The sequence below is a fragment of the Alteromonas sp. ABD4_190 genome (assembly GCF_056160105.1).
Window position 1 is genome coordinate 2,919,285 of the sequence record NZ_JBSWWN010000001.1, and the last position, 17,572, is coordinate 2,936,856.

Here is a 17,572-nt window from a genome sequence, read left to right on the forward strand (position 1 = left end):
ATTTGTAAGAGTAAACACCTACGTTTTTTTCTTGATGTCAAACACCAATAAGCTAAGTTGGCAATGGCGTGTCTCTTTAGGTTTTCCCAGTAATCTATAACCCCCCACGGTTAGCAATAAAGCACTAGCGCTTATACCTTTGCGGTATGCAATTTTATTATAAATACCTATGACAGGAGTTTATTAATGTCATTTACCCAATTAGGGCTCGCTGAACCCTTGTTAAAAGCTATTGAAAAACGAGGATTTAGTACACCATCACCAATCCAGGAAAAGGCAATACCAGAAGTATTGCAAGGAAAGGATGTGTTGGCAGCTGCGCAAACGGGAACAGGGAAAACTGCAGGATTTGGACTTCCTATTTTACAGAGATTGATGGAAGGACAACCTGTATCTGGCAACAATGTTCGAGCACTTATCTTAACACCCACGCGTGAACTTGCTGCTCAGGTAGAAGAGAGTATCAGAGCGTTCAGTGAGTTTTTGCCATTAAAAACTGCCGTGGTATTTGGTGGTGTAGGTATTAATCCTCAAATGATGAAGCTGCGTAAAGGTGTGGATGTGTTAATTGCTACGCCTGGGCGACTGCTTGACCTCTACCAGCAAAACGCTGTTAAGTTTTCTCAGCTTGAAGTGTTGGTGTTAGATGAAGCCGACAGAATGCTTGATATGGGCTTTATTCACGACATTAAGAGAGTACTGAAGCTATTGCCACAAGAGCGTCAAAGCTTACTGTTTTCAGCCACGTTTTCTGATGAAATCACTGCGCTGGCGAAAACAATAACACGCAACCCTGTGAGTATTTCAACCGCACCAGCCAATACCACGGTAGAAGCGGTTCAGCAGCACTTAGTGACCATTGATAAATCCAAAAAGACGACCGCGCTTATTTGTCTGATCAAACAGCAGAAGTGGGAGCAGGTGTTAGTATTTAGCCGCACAAAACACGGTGCTAACCGTATTGCAGAAAAGCTAACTCGGTCAAAAATTCCAAGTGCCGCTATTCACGGTAATAAAAGCCAAGGCGCACGAACTAAAGCGCTTGCTGACTTTAAAAATGGCGCAATTAAAGTGCTGGTAGCCACCGATATCGCAGCACGCGGCATCGACATTAGTGAATTGCCTATCGTTGTAAACCTAGACTTACCCAATACGGCAGCTGATTATGTTCACCGAATTGGTCGTACAGGGCGCGCAGGCGCTAGTGGTCAGGCGTGGTCATTTGTATGTGCCGAAGAACTGCAAAACCTGAAAGATATTGAGACGCTGATTCAAAAGCTGCTTCCTCGTGAAACATTGGAAGGTTTCGAGCCTCAGCAAGCCGTGCCTGTTACCACGCTGTCTAAGCCTAAAAAGCCCAAGAAGCCGAAAAAGCCGAAAGCACCACAAGGTGAAAGCGGCAGCGAAGGTAAACGAAGTGGCGAGAATAAAAAGACGGGTCAACGCCAAGGCAACCGTAGCGGAAATGGTAATCCGCGCGCAGGTAAACCGGATTCGCGCAACAATAGCGGTGGAAAGCCTGCAGGTCGAAGACGCTCAGGAAGTGAAGGAAGTGCCGCTAAACGACCAGCTAAGCGTAGAAGTCATGCATCAAATGGGTCGAACAGCGCAAAAGCATAAATAGCTGAATATCCCCCTGATAAAATGCGGATAAACTAAAAAAGGGCGCTTCACTACGTGTGAAGGGCCCTTTTTTGTCGTTTTACCTTGATGTGGAACCAACATATCTGCGGTAACACGCGGCGATTACGAACATTTTAACTCTCGCTGAGTGGCTAATGATCTACGCGGACTGGTATTAATTCTGTTCCCAAGAAAACGGATTGTAGTGTCGCAATGCTGGCGTGGTGTTGACTCCGTTGCCATTCTCAGAATCTAACGTAAGTTCGGCGCGCTTTATCAGCGTTTTTTGCAGTTCAGTGCGAAACCCTTTGGTCTCTCTCCATAGCTGGTTAAGTTCTTCTGGGGTATCACCTTGTAAATCTTGAGCAAGCAGAGGACTAAGTTTGTCGTAAGCGCTTTGTAATCTCAGTGCTTGCTCTTTGTTGTAGGCTTTTTCTTCGTCAGTCGCTTGCCAATTAATAAACGGGGCTTTTTGGGCAGCTGTCATTGCAGGAAAGCGAGAGAAATATTGAATGTACTCCGACAAAGGAATGCTATCGGCGCGCCCCCAGATATCCATGGTCGTTCTGTTTAGCAAAGCACTGGTTTTAGGCTCAACAACCATCACAGTTGGCGTTGCATAGTAAATCGGGTAGTCAAATCGTTCGGTTATATTTCTTCTGTCTTCAAGTGTTCCCACATCAACAAATACGGTTTCATAATGAGCGCGTAGAATAAGGTCCATTTCCTTTGTCGCAAAACGCTCAGCTAAGCCAGTACTGTCGTGGCACCACTGAGCACCCAGTACAACCAAAAGTAATTTGCTTTGTTCCACAGCTCGCTGCTGTGCACTAACCACATCTTGATAGGGTGATGCAGACGGAGCGTAAGTGTAAGGACTTTCACTTTGAGTACTTACACAGCCATTTAACGTGGTCAAAGTGGCAATTAGGACAGCAATGTTCAGGCACTGTCTAAAAAAGCGGGCTCGGCGAGTAGTGAAGTTTTTTTGCATACGGTTATCAAAATAGTAGTTAAATCAACATCAATGTAGCACAAAAAGCAAAATGAAAAGCTGTTATTGGATATTGTTAGTGGGAATAGAAAGGCGTACTACAGTTCCCAGCGGGTAATCGCGGCTTATATTGAGGGTTCCATCTATCAACTTAGCGCGCTCTTTCATGGAAAGCAGGCCGAGTGTGGGCTTAGCGTTAACTGAACCTTCAATGGTGTCGGGTATACCCGCACCATCATCTGCTACAGTGAAGATAACACTTTGCGACTCATAGGAAATATCAATAGAAAGTGTCTTCGCTTCAGCATATTTGATGCTATTTGTTACCGCTTCCTGAACTATCCGATAGATGTGTATTTTCTGCTCGGGCTTAAAATTAATAGGCGCGCCGCTAAGATTGAAAGAAAAATCTATTTTTGCGCGCTTAAGCGTAGTTATGATGTCAGAGCGTTCGATCACGCTCTCGATGGGAAGAGTGTCGATACCAGAGGGACGTAAACCGCCTAGGCTCTTTTTCATTGCCTGGTACAAAGCATCTATTTTGCTGATTAATATCTCGTGGTCTTTGGTTGTGTCAATCAATGATAACTGAAGTTTTAAATCGACGATGCGGTGACCAAAATCGTCGTGCAGATCGCGAGATAAACGCTTTCTTTCATCCTCTTGTACTGCTACTAGCTTGGCAGCGAGGGCTTGTGCGTTTTGCACTGCAATTTCAAGGTCCTCGTTGTTTTGGGCCAGTTTGTTATTCAATTTACTCGACTGGTTGATAGAAGACCCTAGGATGAGACAACTTACGCATAGCGCTAAAATATAAAATTGATGCTCTATGGGAGGTAATGCGCTCTGACTGGCTACCACAAACGCTGTAATACCAATAAAAAAACAAGATAGCGCACTACCAAACACAGCATAGCGATACGATAAGAAGAGGGCAGGAAATACCGCCAGGTATTTAATTTGATAGCTGATATTAATATTTTTAGAGTAAAGATAACTACTGAAAACTAAAGTAAGTAACCATGTCCCCGCGGTTATAAACAGTGTTGATTCACTTTTATTAATATACTGGCGAGTGTAAAGCGCAAATAGAAGGGGGCAAAGAACAATAATTCCTACAAAGTCACCAAGAGAAAAATCGAACAAAATTGAAAGAAAAACCGCTACGTCAGTTTGTACTTCAATAGCCCTTCTGCCTAGAAACACTGCCCCTAGCGCTACGCTTATCAGCACGCCGAATGCCAAGGTGGCAAGGGTACTGCGGACATTATCGAAATAAGGTGCTGCAAAACGGCGTCTAAAGACATAAACACATCCGCAAACTACCGCGGGTGATATGAACAAGTGCACTACATACCAGCCGACACTTCCGCTTAAAAAGGCGGTGTTATCAAGAACGCCCCCTGGATGGAATAAAATGAAGTGGGTTAATTTTTCTGAAAAAAGTAACAACGGCCAGCTTGCTAACGGCAATAACAAAAAGGCGGCTAAGCGAACGCCAGCAGGTAAATACCAACTCACAGTCCCTGATATAATTTCAAACTGGGTGCTAAATAGCCATACGCTATGAAATAGACCGGTATATATCAAACCCATCATCAAATAGGTAGTGTTGATATACCGCCTGATATTCATTAATCCGCTTTGACTAAGGTGTCGTCATAGATGACGTCAGATACATCTAAGTATCCGGTTTCTAATGCTATACGAAGCAAGCCAAATTGAGACGTAACATTCAGTTTTTTGTAAATGTTAGTTCTGTGAACCATCACTGTTTTTGGCGCTGTATCTATGTGATAGGCAATTTGCTTGGGTTGGAAACCTTTAGCTAGTAGTAAAAAAACTTCCTTTTCTCTTTCTGTAAGAATGGAAGTCAGACGCTTATCGCCAAACGCTAATTTCTTACTGATATCTGAACTTAGGTAGTTTTCATCTTTTTCTAGTGACTCAAGTGCGTCCATCAACTCTTTTGTAGCGGCACTTTTTGTAACGTAGCCATCGGCGCCAAGCTCAAGCGCTTTACTAATATAACCCACGTGATCGTACATGCTTAGCATCAAGCATTTAACAAAAGGTGCCTCTTTCTTAATTTTGATAAGCGTGTCAAAACCATTTTCTTGAGCTAAGGAAATGTCCAAAACTGCTACATCTATGTCATCTAGAGATGCGAAGGCGGGGAGTGCGCTCAATGAACTTACAGCGTAAGCGACGTGCCAGCCATACTCTTGCTCGATGAGAGTCTTAATGCCGTCCCTTACAATTTCATGATCATCAATGAGGAGTATGTGCATGAAAAAATCAATCTATTTTTTAATGCATCAAGTGTACGTTGTATTTTTCTTATAGGGAATAGGCCGATGGCTTAGATTGATGATGTATTCTATTTCTCGCATAAAAAAGCCGGCCTATCCATGGCCGGCAGTTACTTTAGCTTTAGTGTTAGCAGTGTAAGTGCTAATAATCACTTTGCGTGTAATAGCAATACCATACGCGGTATTAAAGGTTTACCGTCACTGGCGCTGAACAAGCAGACGTTTCATCACACACCATATAGGTATATTCACCAGGCTGAACGCCACGACTTCTATCGCGATAACGACCAGTATTGCTTACTTCTTCAAGTAGTTCACCATTACGATAAATCATCACAGTATCAGCCATTGAGCCGCTATAAGATAAATCTACACGTAGTGAACCGAAGCGAGAAAGCATAGCGCGGTCAATCTCGGCAACAATATTGCTGTCTGAAACCGACACTGTCTCTGTCGAAACGCCAGTTTGGCCTTCAGAGTCAGTAACCGTAAGGGTTACATCATAGGCACCTGTACTTGCGTAAACATGAGTTGGGGTCTCTTCTGTTGAAGTCGCACCATCACCGAAGTCCCAGCTGTAGCTAACAATGTCATCATTAACGTCGTTGCTATTGTTAGTAAAGCTTACTGATAGACCTGAAGCGTCGTACGTAAACGCGGAGTTTGGCGGTGTTGGTCCTACTTCACCAATACCGGTAACGACTAGGCTCCATGTGTTAACGGTACCGTTATCACCGTTGAAGGTATCAAGCACGTTCAAGGTCCAATCGCCTGTTGCCACTTCGCCGTTAAAGGCATCAGTGTTATAGCTCTCAACGATATCATCTGTACCGCCACCTTGGTTTTGACGCAGAACGGTAGTTGTCCCTTGAGGGGAGGTAAGTGATAGTACTAGGTCACCACTATATGTATGCGTGATGTCTACCGACGCTTGCATACCAAATACCGTTAAGTCATCCGGTACGTTTATCACTAGGTCAACGCCTACATCATCTGGATCTTCTTCATTCGGTAACGTAGGTACAGCATCGCCTGAATATGCGTAAGGGAATTCGTTTAGCCCTTGCGGGTAAACGTAAAGGTTGGCAGATTTAGACTTCTCAATATCACCGCTTACACCATTAACAGTAAAGCTATAAGCGCCCCAAGGGGTATCTTCAGAGGTTTCTACTGTTAGCGAAACAGTGTCGCCAGGCATTGCGGTGCTAGCACTTAAATAGGCAATGTCACTTTCTTCGGCAAGAGAAAGCTGCACTTCTTCATCGTAGCCCGCGATAGAGCCTACTTCAATAGTGAAGGTATAAGCTTCACCCGCCTCAATTTCCGCTGAGCCTGGTGTGATGCCTAGTTTAAAGCCAGGTGTTGGGTCGGCTTCTTCTAATGCATTCAGCACATTAAGACGGTTGCCTGAAACTGTGCGACCGTCAGCCCAAAGGCTCGTTTCACCGGTAGTCATTAACAGCTCTTTCATTTCTGACGGCGTAAGCTCTGGGTTTAACGACCATACAAGGGCTGCTGCACCGGCAACATGTGGCGTAGCCATTGATGTACCAGAGTATGCGGCGTAGCCGTCGCCCGGTATAGTAGATAAAATAGCTGTACCTGGCGCTGCAATATCCACCGTTTCCAGACCGTATGAATAGCCGCTATCGCCGTCAGTTCTAGTGTGGCTTGCAACTGCCAATAAACTGTTTGTTGTAGTGACATAGTTAGACGGATAGTTGTCGACGTTGTCATTGTCTGAACCAGAGTTACCTGCTGCAGCAACAAACAAAATTCCAGCTTGGCCTGCCACTTCAATAGCGGTCTCTAGCGCTTCACTGTAGCCGCCACCGCCCCAGCTGTTGTTCGTAGCTTTTACGTTGACGCCACGGTTTTCTTTCAGGTCGGTGAAGTAATCAATACATTCGATAGCGCCAGCGGTTGACCCCGTTCCATCTGCACCGAGGAATTTACAGGCAGCGATAGACACATCGTGGTTTACGCCCACTACACCTACACCGTTTCCGCCCACAGCGCCAATAGTCCCAGCTACGTGCGTACCATGAGAATCATCGTCCATAGGGTCGGTATCACCGTTTGCTGTATCAATTCCGTAAACGTCATCAATGTAGCCGTTGCCATCATCATCAATACCGTTGCCGGCGATTTCACCTGGGTTTACCCATGCATTATCTGCAAGGTCTTCATGGTTGTAGTCAACGCCGGTATCGATAACACCTATCACTACATCGCTATCACCTGTTGTAATATCCCATGCTTCTGGTGCATCGATATCTACATCTGCAGTGCCTCCTGCTTGCCCGGTATTATCCAAGCCCCAAAGATCACCGTAAGACGGGTCGTCAGGAATCAATGCTTTGCGATATAAAAAGTTTGGCTCGGCAATTTTAACCGCCGGGTTTTTCTTCAACGTTTCAATGGCGTCTTTAACCGATTTTCCACGAAGTTGAAGTTTGGCAATGCGGCCATTTAGAAGGTTGGCGAAGCGATCATCAACCTCATCTCGATTAGCGTCGCTAATTCTTGCGCCCACTGATGAACGAGCGCGCATTTTTTCCGCTTTGCTCACATTTTCTTTGTATACAACAATAACGCTGTCATCGAAAATTTCGGCTTTCGCGGCATGTGCGTGGCTAGAAGCCATTAGCGGAAGTAGGGCTAATGACAGTGCTGAAAGGCCTGTTTTAAAAGGCGTTGTTTTCATAGTTAGATTCCATAATTAGCAAGAATGCTTTAATCACAGAACCTTCTCGTTCGGTCTGATATAACTAACGGTTAAAACTTATAACGCAAATTTAAAAACCTGCCACCCCTAACCTTAAATTTTGTTCAAAAATAATACTTAACCATTAGGGAATACGTCGAGGTATGACGTGAAGTGGTACTTATTTATTAGAAATTAGAGTGAATGCAAAGCGTTGGACCGCAAAGCAAATATGTGGTCTAACCAATGTATTTTTCCTGTTCATTTTTAGTCAAATCTAGCACTAAAGTATGAGTGTTTTTCGCTAGCCCGCAGGTTTCAGGGCAGCAGACGTTATTTTGCCGTTATAAATACAACTTAATAGTGATGGTTTCTTGTGCTTTTAAAGCGTTTTATAAAAGGGTCACCTTTGTTGTTAATTAAGGAAGTAGTCGTTCTCATGGACAAGAAACTAAAGGTTAAAAAATACCAATGCACTAAACACCTAGGTGCAATAAAAGCTACTGTGTTTTCAGCTTTAACGGTATGTAGTCTTTTAACCGTCAATTCCCCTGTCCATGCCCAACAGTCCGATTTGTCAACAAGTTCCGACATGGTGGAATCTTCTCTTTCAATGAGTCTGAATGCTCAAGCTATTACGATAGACGATGAAACGGTCTTCATTGCTGTCAGTCAGTTTGGGCTAAATAACATAACTAACATTATCCAAAGCGGCAACGGCGCCAACCTATCTAACGTTGTTCAAAACGGCAGTAATAACGAAGCTATCATCACTCAACTAGGTGAAGGTAACGTTGTTAACTTGCTGCAGCAAAACAACAACAATTATTTCGAAATTATTCAAGATGGGTTCGACAATGTTGCCAATGTTAATCAATTGGGTGAACAGTCTTTCACTGTTTATCAGATAGGGAACGAAATGGTGATTAACATCACACAATATCAAGAATGATGTGATTGCCATAGGGAGACAAATGTGAAAATGAAAAAAACAAAAATAGCGAGTGCATTGCTTTTAGTAGCAGCGTCAGGATGGGCGTCAGCTCAGGAAGTTCCTGCGACTAAAACTGTCGACTTTAACGCCACAGCAGATTTTGTAGCTGCGGCAGAAGGCAATGAAATTACGCTAACCCAAACGGCACCAGAGGGAAACGAAGTAGGTAATGAATCAGTTTTAAGCCAGGAGGGCGACCTAAACGCCATATTTGTTGAGGTAACGGGTGACGCAAACGAAGTTCTTGCTTCGCAAATGCAATCAGGCAACACCTTCTACGCGAGCGTTACTGGAAATGGCAACTTCTTGGAATCTGAGCAAGACAGTTTAAACAGTACCGCAGATTTTGTAGTTGAAGGCGACGACAACATGGTCTCACTGGTTCAGTTAGGTGACGGCGGTCCGTTTGGTTTTATTTTCAGCCGTTCAATAAATAGCATTTCGGGCAGTGGAAATACCTTGTCAGTTTATCAGGGCGATGGTGGCAATTGGGCTAATAACGCGATTTCTGGTAACGACAATACGGTCTTTGTTGACCAAAGTGGCGATTGGCACGAATCCTATGTTCGTGAACTTAGCGGCGATGCTAACGTAATTGACGTTATTCAAGATGGTTACTACAACATTTCAGATTTAACCGTAATCGGGTCTGACAATGAAGTTGAAATTGACCAAGATGGCGACCAGAACGTTATCGGTTGGACCATGATTGGCGACGGTAATGTGCTTGAGTTCGAACAAGACGGCGATGGCAATGAAATTGCTACGGGTGCGTTCGAAGGTTCGGATAACGAAGTGAACATCGATCAAATTGGGGATGTAAACTTAGCGACGGTTGAAACAATCGGCGGTGGAGCCAATACCTTTGAAATAAACCAAGTGGGTGAGGGAAACACCGCTTATGCAGGGGTAATCGGTCTTTTCAACGAGTTCGATTTAACTCAAGTAGGTGATGCTAATGAAATTAGCACAGTGAACTTCGACGGTTGGTTCAACACAGTTGAAATAGAACAAGATGGTGACTTTAACCTCGCGCTAGCTCAAGCGGGTATCGGTGATTCGACATATATCGCAGATGCAAACCTAATCGAAATGTCTCAAGAAGGTAATGAGAATACAGCATCGGTGGAATTGGCACGTGATATTTCATCGAACGGCAACGAAATTATGGTTGCTCAAACCGGGGAACTCAACCTGCTAGATCTGCTTGTTAACGGTAACGACAACATAGTAAGCGTTATGCAAGAAGGCGCAGGCAACTGGGTAACCGCTGATGCGGGGGGGCAGTTTGTTATTTCTGGTGATATGAATACGTTTGAAGTTACGCAAATGGGTAACGACAACTTAGTTACAGGTAGCATCACTGGCAATGGCGGCACGGTAAGTGTTACACAAGTTGGTGACTACAACGTAGCTACCGTTGTTCAGATGTAAATGTACTAACGTACAAAGTGAATAGCCGGGCGAGTGCCCGGCTCAGTTCAATAAAATGAAGTATCTGTATCGATTCTCCTTTCTCACACTAGTTTTAGGTGTGCTCTTTTCTCCGATTCACGCGGAAGAAATTCGCTTAGGCGGGTTACTGCTCGATAACAGTATAAGTCGCCAAGGGCACGAATTCGCTTCTCGAATTAGTCAATATTGGCGGGAGGTTCCCGACAGCTCAGGTAAAAACCTGGTAGTCAAAGAAATCATAGTGCCTCAAGCAGGTACCTTGCTATCAGTAATCTACGACAACAAAGTGGTTTACCAAACTTATATGGGGCGTAGGCAAGTTCCGATAGATGAGAAAGTGCAGCAAGCAATCATGTTGGTATTAGACGCAGTAGCAAATGCGAGTATAGACAGTAGAAGCCCAGATTTAGCAGGGGACGAATGGTAATGAAGAAAAAAATTGTAATTGCAGCGCTTGCAGTGGCGACGGTAGTAGCGCCTGCAATAACGCAGGCAACTGAATTAGTTTATGAGCCAATAAACCCGTCTTTTGGTGGCAACCCACTTAACGGCTCATTTTTATTAAGTAAAGCAAATTCGCAAAATGCGCACAGCGCTCCACTAAGCGAACGCTCATACGATGAGCGACTTCAAGACTCACTAGAACGTGCCTACATTAACCGTATCGTTCGAGAAATTACGGATATTGCATTTGGTGAACAAGAATATGATGAAGACGGCAACCCGATAGACAGCATATTCAATCAGGATAGTATTTTTGTTAGTGGTGACTTTCAGGTAGAGCTTATAACAAGCAATCCTGACAGCATTGTTGTGAACATTACTAACTTACTGACAGGTGAGGTTACTGTCGTTGAAATTCCACGGTTTGGGTAAGGAAACACATGAGAAGTACCGTTTTTTTAATAATGGCAATGGCGCTTACAGGATGTCAGTCTATCACCAATACACTACCGCCTGATACAACGGTCGCTGATGTAGTTAAAGACAGTGCCACATTATCTGAAGTAAAAAGCTTGCCCGCGCCTATGGGGCAAATTCCCGTTTCCGTGTATGCGTTTAGAGATCAGACCGGGCAATACAAGCCGAGCTCTGGGGCAAGTTCGTTTTCTACTGCGGTGACTCAGGGCGCAACCTCTATTCTTGTTCAGACTTTAAGTGAAACATCGTGGTTTTTGCCCGTTGAGCGCGAAGGACTGCAAAACATTCTTACCGAGCGAAAAATTATTCGAGCTGACGAAAGCAATGGTGGTGAGTTGCCGCCACTCACTACAGCTAGAATTATTATAGAAGGCGGCATAATCAGCTACGACACAAACATTCGTACTGGCGGAGCTGGCGTTGAATACTTCGGTGTAGGCGCAAGTGAGTTGTTCAGAGAAGATCAAATTTCTATCTATATGCGCGCGGTTGATGTGAGAACGGGTCAGGTATTGGTATCGGTTTCAACATCTAAGAAAGTGCTAAGCCAAGAGGTGAGAGCGGGATTGTTTCGGTATGTCTCGCTAAAGCGTTTGCTTGAAGCCGAAACGGGTTACACCACCAACGAACCCATGTTTGAATGCGTTAAGCAAAGCATAGAGAAAGCGGTAAGTGAATTAGTATTACAAGGTATGGAGAAAGGGGTATGGCGCGCTAAAGCATAAGCGCCATACATCATTCATACTTCAATTGATTGTCGGTTTAGTAACTCACCTGTTGGGGCTGACTAAACTGATGATCGAACCATTTGATGAGTTCAACCCTATTTCTGCATTCTGTTTTCCTAAATATGCTGTATACGTGTGTTTTCACTGTATTCACACTGATATGCAAGCAGTCTGCAATTTCTTGGTTCTGCGCACCATCGGCAATTTTACGTGTGATGGCAAGTTCCCGTTTAGTTAACACTGTGGTTGACGACTGAAGCGCAGCAAAGGGCTTAGTTTTTGGCACTAGGTTGGCATCAATATAACGGCTCATAATTTCGCGACTAAACCATTTGTTGCCTGCCTGAACTTGCTGAACACCTCTAACTAACAACTCCAAACTATCTTCGATATGAAACACCCCATTGATACCGTGTTGAAGTGCCGCGTAATGAAAGTCTATGTTACTTTCTGGCACGTTGAAAATCACCTTGTTTAATTCAGGGTAATCGTTAACGACCGGCAAGCTGAACATAGCGGCAAGGTCACAATACTGAGCATCAATGAAGAAGGTATAAGTGTTATTAAGTACGCTTCTAGGCGGATGGATAGCGCCAGTCGTAACGTTAAATCCACACGAGGGCAAAATACTAAGGAATCGTTCGTAAGCCCCATCCTTTTTAGTATTCTCCGAGAAACTACTTTTTGTTAAAACGAACGCTTGGTGTGACATGAAAGCTCCTTTTCGTGTATATCAACCTTACGAACTATACAATAGCTTTACAATACTCTTGTGGTCTTACTTGCAGCGCCAAAGCGTAACAAAATGTAACAGTGAAAAGTCATTTTAATTTCGCTGAAAAAATAGCCGTTTTTTAGTGGTGGGTGAATTAAATATAAGTAAATTATATCTATAAAAAACGTCTTCCCCCTTTGTTAAAAATGGCGTTAGTGTATAGTTCATCACCAAGTTCATCCTTCCAACACTTCAACACAGAGAGAATCATGACCGTAAACGTTGACACTCAGTCTTTGATTGCATCTATGCGCGATGTAGTAGGGCAAGCCTATTTGTTAACAGATAAAGCGAAAAAGCAGCCATATACAAAAGGATTTCGCTTTGGCGCAGGTGAGGCGCTCGCGGTAGTAAGACCGGGAACATTGGTGGAAATTTGGCGTGTGTTGAAGCTGTGTGTTGATGCCGATGTTGCGGTCATTATGCAGGCGGCAAATACAGGGTTAACGGGGGGGTCTACGCCAGACGGGAAAGATTACGATAGAGCTCTTGTTATTATAAGCACTATGCGAATTGATGAAATTCAGCTGGTAGATAATGGTAAACAAATTGTAGGTTTAGCCGGCAGTACCCTATTTGGATTGGAAGAGAAGCTTGCGCCTTACGGCCGTGAACCTCACTCAGTGATTGGGTCTTCATGTATTGGCGCATCCATCGTGGGTGGAATCTGCAACAATTCAGGTGGCGCTTTGGTTAAACGAGGTCCTGCCTATACCGAGCTTGCTCTTTTTGCGCAAATTGATGCCAGCGGCAAGTTATCTTTGGTAAACAACCTTGGCATTAACCTGGGGAGCGAACCAGAAGAGATTTTAAATAACCTTGAAAACAAGCGTTATAAAGAGACTGATGTTCAGCACCCCGACGCTCGCGCCTCAGATAACGAATATGATGAGCGTGTACGAGATGTAGACTCTGACACACCATCGCGTTTCAATAACGACGGCAGGCGACTTCACGACGCTTCAGGCTGTGCAGGCAAACTAGCTGTGTTTGCAGTAAGGCTAGACACGTTTCCTATTCCTGAGAAAAAGCAGGTATTTTATGTGGGGTCTAACGACGCCACAGTGTTTACCAAAGTGCGCCGCGACATACTTTCTACTTTCAAGAACTTGCCAGACTCGGGTGAGTACCTTCACCGTGACTGCTACGACGTATCAAAGAAATACGGTAAAGATATGTTTATCGTTATCAGCAAGCTTGGCGCCAAATTCATTCCTAAGCTGTTTGCATTTAAGCGCAAATTTGACGCATTTACCGACAAGTTAGGTTTTTTACCCAACAAAATGTCAGACCGCGTCATGCAGTACATGAGCTATATTTTTCCTAATCACTTACCCAAGCGCATGGAAGCGTTTAGGGATAAATATCAGCATCACTGGATTTTGGAAATGAGCAACGACGGGGTAGATGAAGCTAAAGCCTATCTAAATGAGTTCTTTAAAACCAATGAAGGTGGCTACTTCGAGTGTACGGAAGAAGAAGCTGATAAAGCGATTTTACACCGCTTTGTTGCCGGTGGAGCAATAGGTCGCTACCACGTAATGCACAGTAAAGACGTGGGCGCTATGATGACCATAGACGTTGCACTTCGCCGTAACGACCCTGATTGGTTTGAAGTATTGCCTAAAGAAATAGACGACCAGATAGATACCAAACTCTATTATGGTCATTTGTTTTGTCACGTTATGCACCAAAACTATGTATTGAAGAAAGGCGCCGACGCGAAAGTGTTGAAAGGCAAAATTCTAGAAACCTTTGATGCAAGAAGTGCTGAATACCCCGCAGAGCATAATGTGGGTCATGAATATTTTGCTAAAGATGCACTTAAAAATTTCTACCGCGAACTCGACCCAACTAACAGCTTTAATCCAGGTATAGGCAAAACCACCAAGCTTAAAAACTGGGCTGAGCATGAAGGCGGATGTTGTGGTGGGCATCATTAATAGCCTGGTGAATTAAAACACCTCATAAGGTTCTGCTTGTCGTTTTCTAAACTGAAGCCATGCAGAACCCTTATTCTTTCCAACTTACCTTTTGCAGTTAGGTTTTCAAACAAGTCCTGAGATCACCACCACCTTGTCTAATCTGGCCTGACCTGAACCAAACTCGATCCCCGCTAGTAACAAAAGGAAGTGTTTAAACTTTCACAGGTTATTAGCTTACCTGTAAGTGAAAAGGGATTTGCTATGAAAGGCCAAGTAAACAACTCCACCATTCTTCTTCCTGTATTTCTCCCCGCCGTTGCTATTATTTTGCTATTGGTTATCGGAACAATTAGTAACCCCGAACTTGCCGGAAAGGCCTTCGACAGTACGTTGGCATGGATAACCCAAACGTTTGGCTGGTTCTATATGCTATCGGTAGCCATCTTCTTGGTGTTCATCGTGTCGGTGGCGTCTTCAAGTTGGGGAAATATAAGGTTAGGGCCAGACCATGCTGAGCCTCAATACGCCTTTCCCGAGTGGTTTTCCATGTTATTTTCGGCAGGATACGGTGTGGCACTGCTCTATTTCGGTGTGGCTGAACCCGTTCTCCACTATTCATCGCCGCCTGCAGGAGCAGCTGAAACTGTTGATGCGGCGAAACAAGCCATGCAAATCGCATTTTTTCATTGGGGTTTTCACATCTGGGCGATCTACGGGCTAGTCGGTTTGGTCCTTGCCTATTTCGCTTTTCGTCATGGTTTGCCCCTATCTATTCGCTCTGCTTTATATCCGCTGATTGGAGATAAAATTTATGGCCCAATAGGTCATGCAGTAGATGTATTTGCCATTCTAGGAACACTGTTTGGTATCGCCACTACCCTTGGACTATCTGTTACGCAAATCAATGCGGGGCTTAACTATCTGTCCGGTGATATCCCCATCGACATCATGGTACAGGTAGGTACTATCGCTATAGTGACGATAGCCGCAACAATATCGGTTATTGCGGGAATGGATAAAGGCATCAAGCGACTTTCTATTCTGAACATGCTTTTGGCTGTATCTCTTATGGGTACAGTTTTTGTCATGGGGGAAACCGTTCATATTTTAGAGACCTTTCTGCAAAACACAGGGAGTTATGTCAACGGTATTATCGAGCGTACTTTTAACCTTCAAGCCTACAGTCGTAGTGACTGGATAGGGAACTGGACCCTGTTTATTTTTGGCTGGACCATCGCTTGGGCACCGTTTGTAGGTATGTTTATCGCCAAAATAAGTCGAGGTAGGACCATTAGGCAGTTTGTGTTTGGTGTAATGCTAGTGCCTACCATGTTTACTTTCCTTTGGTTTTCCGTGTTTGGTGACACAGCACTAAATGCCATTATGAACCAAGGGGTGACAACGCTTATTAGTGATGTACAGGAAAATGAAGCCGTAGCTTTGTTCAAGCTTTACGACTTGTTGCCCGGCGCGTCAATCATGTCAGGTTTGACCGTGTTATTAATCATTACGTTTTTTGTGACCTCATCAGATTCAGGGTCGCTGGTTATTGATTCACTTGCTTCTGGGGGGAAAGAGGAAAGCCCGGTTTGGCAGCGCATATTTTGGGCCTGTTTGGAAGGAACCGTTGCAGCGGTACTGCTGTTGGCGGGAGGATTGAACGCCTTGCAAACGATGACCATAGCAAGCGCCTTACCTTTTGCCTTCATAATGTTAGCGTCTGCAGCAGGACTTTGGCGTGCACTTGTCATCGAGGGCTATCGAAACAATAGTTTGACGGCGAATACATTAAATAGAAATCATAGCCGAACAACTAGCCTCAAAGGTCGGTTTGCCGCAATGGTCGATTATCCGAGCCGAAGCGAGGTGCGTGAATTTATTGATAAAACGGTAATAGCGGCGATGAAAGACGTTCAGGCTGCTTTGAAAGTGCGAGAGTGGGAGGCGTTCGTTAAACTTGATGAGGAAACGGGAAGAGCCACCTTCACTGTTGAGCGTCACGATCATATGGACTTTATCTACGATATTCGCATGACCGAATATTTAGTACCAGGCTTTAGCTACGCAGAGCTGCGCTCAGAAAATGACGAGTCGGAAAAGTACTTTCGCGCTGAAGTGTTCCTTCGACGCGGCGGTCAAGCCTATGATGTTTATGGCTATGACAAGGAGAGTATAGCTAAGGATATCTTAGACCAGTTTGAAAGCTACTTGCATTTCCTTGATACCAGTCCAGGTGAACTTCCTTGGGAAATGGATGCTTATGACGATATGCTAACGCAGCCTAAAGAGTAAACAATCCGAAGGGGTTTAGGTTGAAGGGAAAGCAAGGCTGCTTTCCCTTATTTATCCCCTAATTAATTACTTACTTAAAAGTAGTTAGCAATTTGGTTAATAACCGCATTTACTGCGCGGTAGGCATTAGATTCGTTTTCAACGCCACAGGCTTGGCCATTACAGCCTGACCAATAAGGGTCAGAGAAATAGTCTAGCTGGGTGGCACTACCGAATGCCTGAGGATAGGCCATGATAGTTGAGAAGTTATTATCAACACCGTGACCGATACCATCATTATATACACCGCCTACTGAACCTTGGCGAACAGAGTGGCCTAAGCCCATGTTGTGACCGAGTTCATGAACAAATGTAGACAGGCCGCAGTCAACGGCGCTGACGCTGTACATGCGGCTTTGCGAACTAGAGTACAATGTACCGTTGTTGCCTTGGCCTACCCAGCCAATACCGCACACATAGCCTGCCAATTGGCCGCCTTCATAAATGTTTTCACGATTACCTAAAAGCACAACCATGTCTGCGCCGTTTGAAGATCGTGCGTTTTGCACACCACTGCTATCAGTTAACAAGTCTAGCGCACTTTCTGTAGGTTGAAGGTCGCTAGATGTAGCAGCAGAAGACTGAGCGCCCACTAAACGCAACTGTAAATCTATAGCATTATTTTGATAAACACGGTTGGCGTGTGAAATGTATTGGTTAATTTTAGTGTCGATATTAGACACATTGTTTGCAGCAGGTTGGGTGTAAAGCACCATTACATCGATGGTGGCTGCTGTTACTGATGTTGCACAAAGCAGTGAAACTGCCATTGCCGTTAAACACTTAAATGTGTGTTTCATTTTTATT

The 17,572-nt window shown here is 44.3% G+C and carries 14 protein-coding genes; 8 read left to right on the top strand and 6 right to left on the bottom strand.

The window, feature by feature from the left end:
- Positions 1-186 precede the first annotated feature (186 nt).
- Positions 187-1,620, top strand: coding sequence for a DEAD/DEAH box helicase (locus ACXAFM_RS12820; protein ID WP_474830037.1), 1,434 nt, complete (start codon positions 187-189; stop codon positions 1,618-1,620).
- Positions 1,621-1,798: 178 nt separating this feature from the next.
- Here ACXAFM_RS12820 and ACXAFM_RS12825 read toward each other — a convergent pair whose 3' ends face one another.
- The 4 genes from ACXAFM_RS12825 to ACXAFM_RS12840 form a co-directional block, all read right to left on the bottom strand.
- Complete coding sequence (locus tag ACXAFM_RS12825; RefSeq protein WP_474834787.1) at positions 1,799-2,617, bottom strand: thioredoxin family protein; 819 nt, start codon at positions 2,615-2,617, stop codon at positions 1,799-1,801.
- A gap of 63 nt (positions 2,618-2,680) precedes the next feature.
- Complete coding sequence (locus ACXAFM_RS12830) at positions 2,681-4,252, bottom strand: sensor histidine kinase (RefSeq protein ID WP_474830041.1); 1,572 nt, start codon at positions 4,250-4,252, stop codon at positions 2,681-2,683.
- A complete protein-coding gene (locus ACXAFM_RS12835) occupies positions 4,252-4,908 on the bottom strand; it encodes a response regulator (RefSeq protein WP_474804927.1) in 657 nt (218 codons plus the stop codon). The genes ACXAFM_RS12830 and ACXAFM_RS12835 overlap by 1 nt, the downstream gene beginning before the upstream one ends.
- 205 nt (positions 4,909-5,113) lie before the next feature.
- Positions 5,114-7,636: a S8 family serine peptidase gene (locus ACXAFM_RS12840; protein ID WP_474834789.1), complete on the bottom strand. Its 2,523-nt coding sequence runs from the start codon at positions 7,634-7,636 to the stop codon at positions 5,114-5,116.
- A 439-nt stretch (positions 7,637-8,075) separates the two neighbouring features.
- On the opposite strand from ACXAFM_RS12840, the gene ACXAFM_RS12845 reads away from it, so the two are divergent.
- The 5 genes from ACXAFM_RS12845 to ACXAFM_RS12865 all read left to right on the top strand — a co-directional run bounded on the left by ACXAFM_RS12845 (position 8,076) and on the right by ACXAFM_RS12865 (position 11,731).
- Entirely contained in the window at positions 8,076-8,588 is a 513-nt protein-coding gene (locus tag ACXAFM_RS12845) for a curlin subunit CsgB (RefSeq protein ID WP_474830045.1), read from the top strand.
- A 30-nt stretch (positions 8,589-8,618) separates the two neighbouring features.
- On the top strand, positions 8,619-10,064 hold the full coding sequence (locus tag ACXAFM_RS12850) for an autotransporter outer membrane beta-barrel domain-containing protein (RefSeq protein ID WP_474830047.1): 1,446 nt from the start codon (positions 8,619-8,621) through the stop codon (positions 10,062-10,064).
- 100 nt (positions 10,065-10,164) lie between these two features.
- On the top strand, positions 10,165-10,512 hold the full coding sequence (locus tag ACXAFM_RS12855; protein ID WP_474804935.1) for a CsgE family curli-type amyloid fiber assembly protein: 348 nt from the start codon (positions 10,165-10,167) through the stop codon (positions 10,510-10,512).
- Positions 10,512-10,961, top strand: coding sequence for a curli assembly protein CsgF (locus ACXAFM_RS12860; protein ID WP_474830050.1), 450 nt, complete (start codon positions 10,512-10,514; stop codon positions 10,959-10,961). The genes ACXAFM_RS12855 and ACXAFM_RS12860 overlap by 1 nt, the downstream gene beginning before the upstream one ends.
- Before the next feature lie 8 nt (positions 10,962-10,969).
- Positions 10,970-11,731: a CsgG/HfaB family protein gene (locus ACXAFM_RS12865; RefSeq protein ID WP_474830052.1), complete on the top strand. Its 762-nt coding sequence runs from the start codon at positions 10,970-10,972 to the stop codon at positions 11,729-11,731.
- Positions 11,732-11,768: 37 nt separating this feature from the next.
- Here ACXAFM_RS12865 and ACXAFM_RS12870 read toward each other — a convergent pair whose 3' ends face one another.
- Positions 11,769-12,446 carry a helix-turn-helix transcriptional regulator gene (locus tag ACXAFM_RS12870; RefSeq protein ID WP_474834791.1) on the bottom strand — a complete coding sequence of 226 codons (678 nt, stop codon included), beginning with the start codon at positions 12,444-12,446 and terminating at the stop codon, positions 11,769-11,771.
- Positions 12,447-12,718: 272 nt separating this feature from the next.
- On the opposite strand from ACXAFM_RS12870, the gene dld reads away from it, so the two are divergent.
- Positions 12,719-14,452, top strand: a complete 1,734-nt coding sequence (gene dld / locus ACXAFM_RS12875; RefSeq protein WP_474830056.1) for a D-lactate dehydrogenase — start codon at positions 12,719-12,721, stop codon at positions 14,450-14,452.
- A gap of 243 nt (positions 14,453-14,695) precedes the next feature.
- Positions 14,696-16,726 (top strand): BCCT family transporter, encoded by a 2,031-nt coding sequence (locus ACXAFM_RS12880; RefSeq protein WP_474834793.1) that lies wholly within the window; start codon positions 14,696-14,698, stop codon positions 16,724-16,726.
- Between the two features lie 74 nt (positions 16,727-16,800).
- On the opposite strand, the gene ACXAFM_RS12885 is transcribed toward ACXAFM_RS12880, so the two are convergent.
- Positions 16,801-17,565 carry a M12 family metallo-peptidase gene (locus ACXAFM_RS12885; protein WP_474834795.1) on the bottom strand — a complete coding sequence of 255 codons (765 nt, stop codon included), beginning with the start codon at positions 17,563-17,565 and terminating at the stop codon, positions 16,801-16,803.
- Positions 17,566-17,572 lie beyond the last annotated feature (7 nt).

What these genes read in the sequence shown, in the direction of transcription:
- ACXAFM_RS12860 (WP_474830050.1), top strand. Translation starts at nt 10,512, where the DNA reads ATGAAGAAAAAAATTGTAATTGCAGCGCTTGCAGTGGCGACGGTAGTA.
- ACXAFM_RS12830 (WP_474830041.1), bottom strand. Translation starts at nt 4,252, where the DNA reads ATGAATATCAGGCGGTATATCAACACTACCTATTTGATGATGGGTTTG.
- dld (WP_474830056.1), top strand. Translation starts at nt 12,719, where the DNA reads ATGACCGTAAACGTTGACACTCAGTCTTTGATTGCATCTATGCGCGAT.
- ACXAFM_RS12820 (WP_474830037.1), top strand. Translation starts at nt 187, where the DNA reads ATGTCATTTACCCAATTAGGGCTCGCTGAACCCTTGTTAAAAGCTATT.
- ACXAFM_RS12840 (WP_474834789.1), bottom strand. Translation starts at nt 7,636, where the DNA reads ATGAAAACAACGCCTTTTAAAACAGGCCTTTCAGCACTGTCATTAGCC.
- ACXAFM_RS12880 (WP_474834793.1), top strand. Translation starts at nt 14,696, where the DNA reads ATGAAAGGCCAAGTAAACAACTCCACCATTCTTCTTCCTGTATTTCTC.
- ACXAFM_RS12845 (WP_474830045.1), top strand. Translation starts at nt 8,076, where the DNA reads ATGGACAAGAAACTAAAGGTTAAAAAATACCAATGCACTAAACACCTA.
- ACXAFM_RS12865 (WP_474830052.1), top strand. Translation starts at nt 10,970, where the DNA reads ATGAGAAGTACCGTTTTTTTAATAATGGCAATGGCGCTTACAGGATGT.
- ACXAFM_RS12885 (WP_474834795.1), bottom strand. Translation starts at nt 17,565, where the DNA reads ATGAAACACACATTTAAGTGTTTAACGGCAATGGCAGTTTCACTGCTT.
- ACXAFM_RS12825 (WP_474834787.1), bottom strand. Translation starts at nt 2,617, where the DNA reads ATGCAAAAAAACTTCACTACTCGCCGAGCCCGCTTTTTTAGACAGTGC.
- ACXAFM_RS12870 (WP_474834791.1), bottom strand. Translation starts at nt 12,446, where the DNA reads ATGTCACACCAAGCGTTCGTTTTAACAAAAAGTAGTTTCTCGGAGAAT.
- ACXAFM_RS12850 (WP_474830047.1), top strand. Translation starts at nt 8,619, where the DNA reads ATGAAAAAAACAAAAATAGCGAGTGCATTGCTTTTAGTAGCAGCGTCA.
- ACXAFM_RS12835 (WP_474804927.1), bottom strand. Translation starts at nt 4,908, where the DNA reads ATGCACATACTCCTCATTGATGATCATGAAATTGTAAGGGACGGCATT.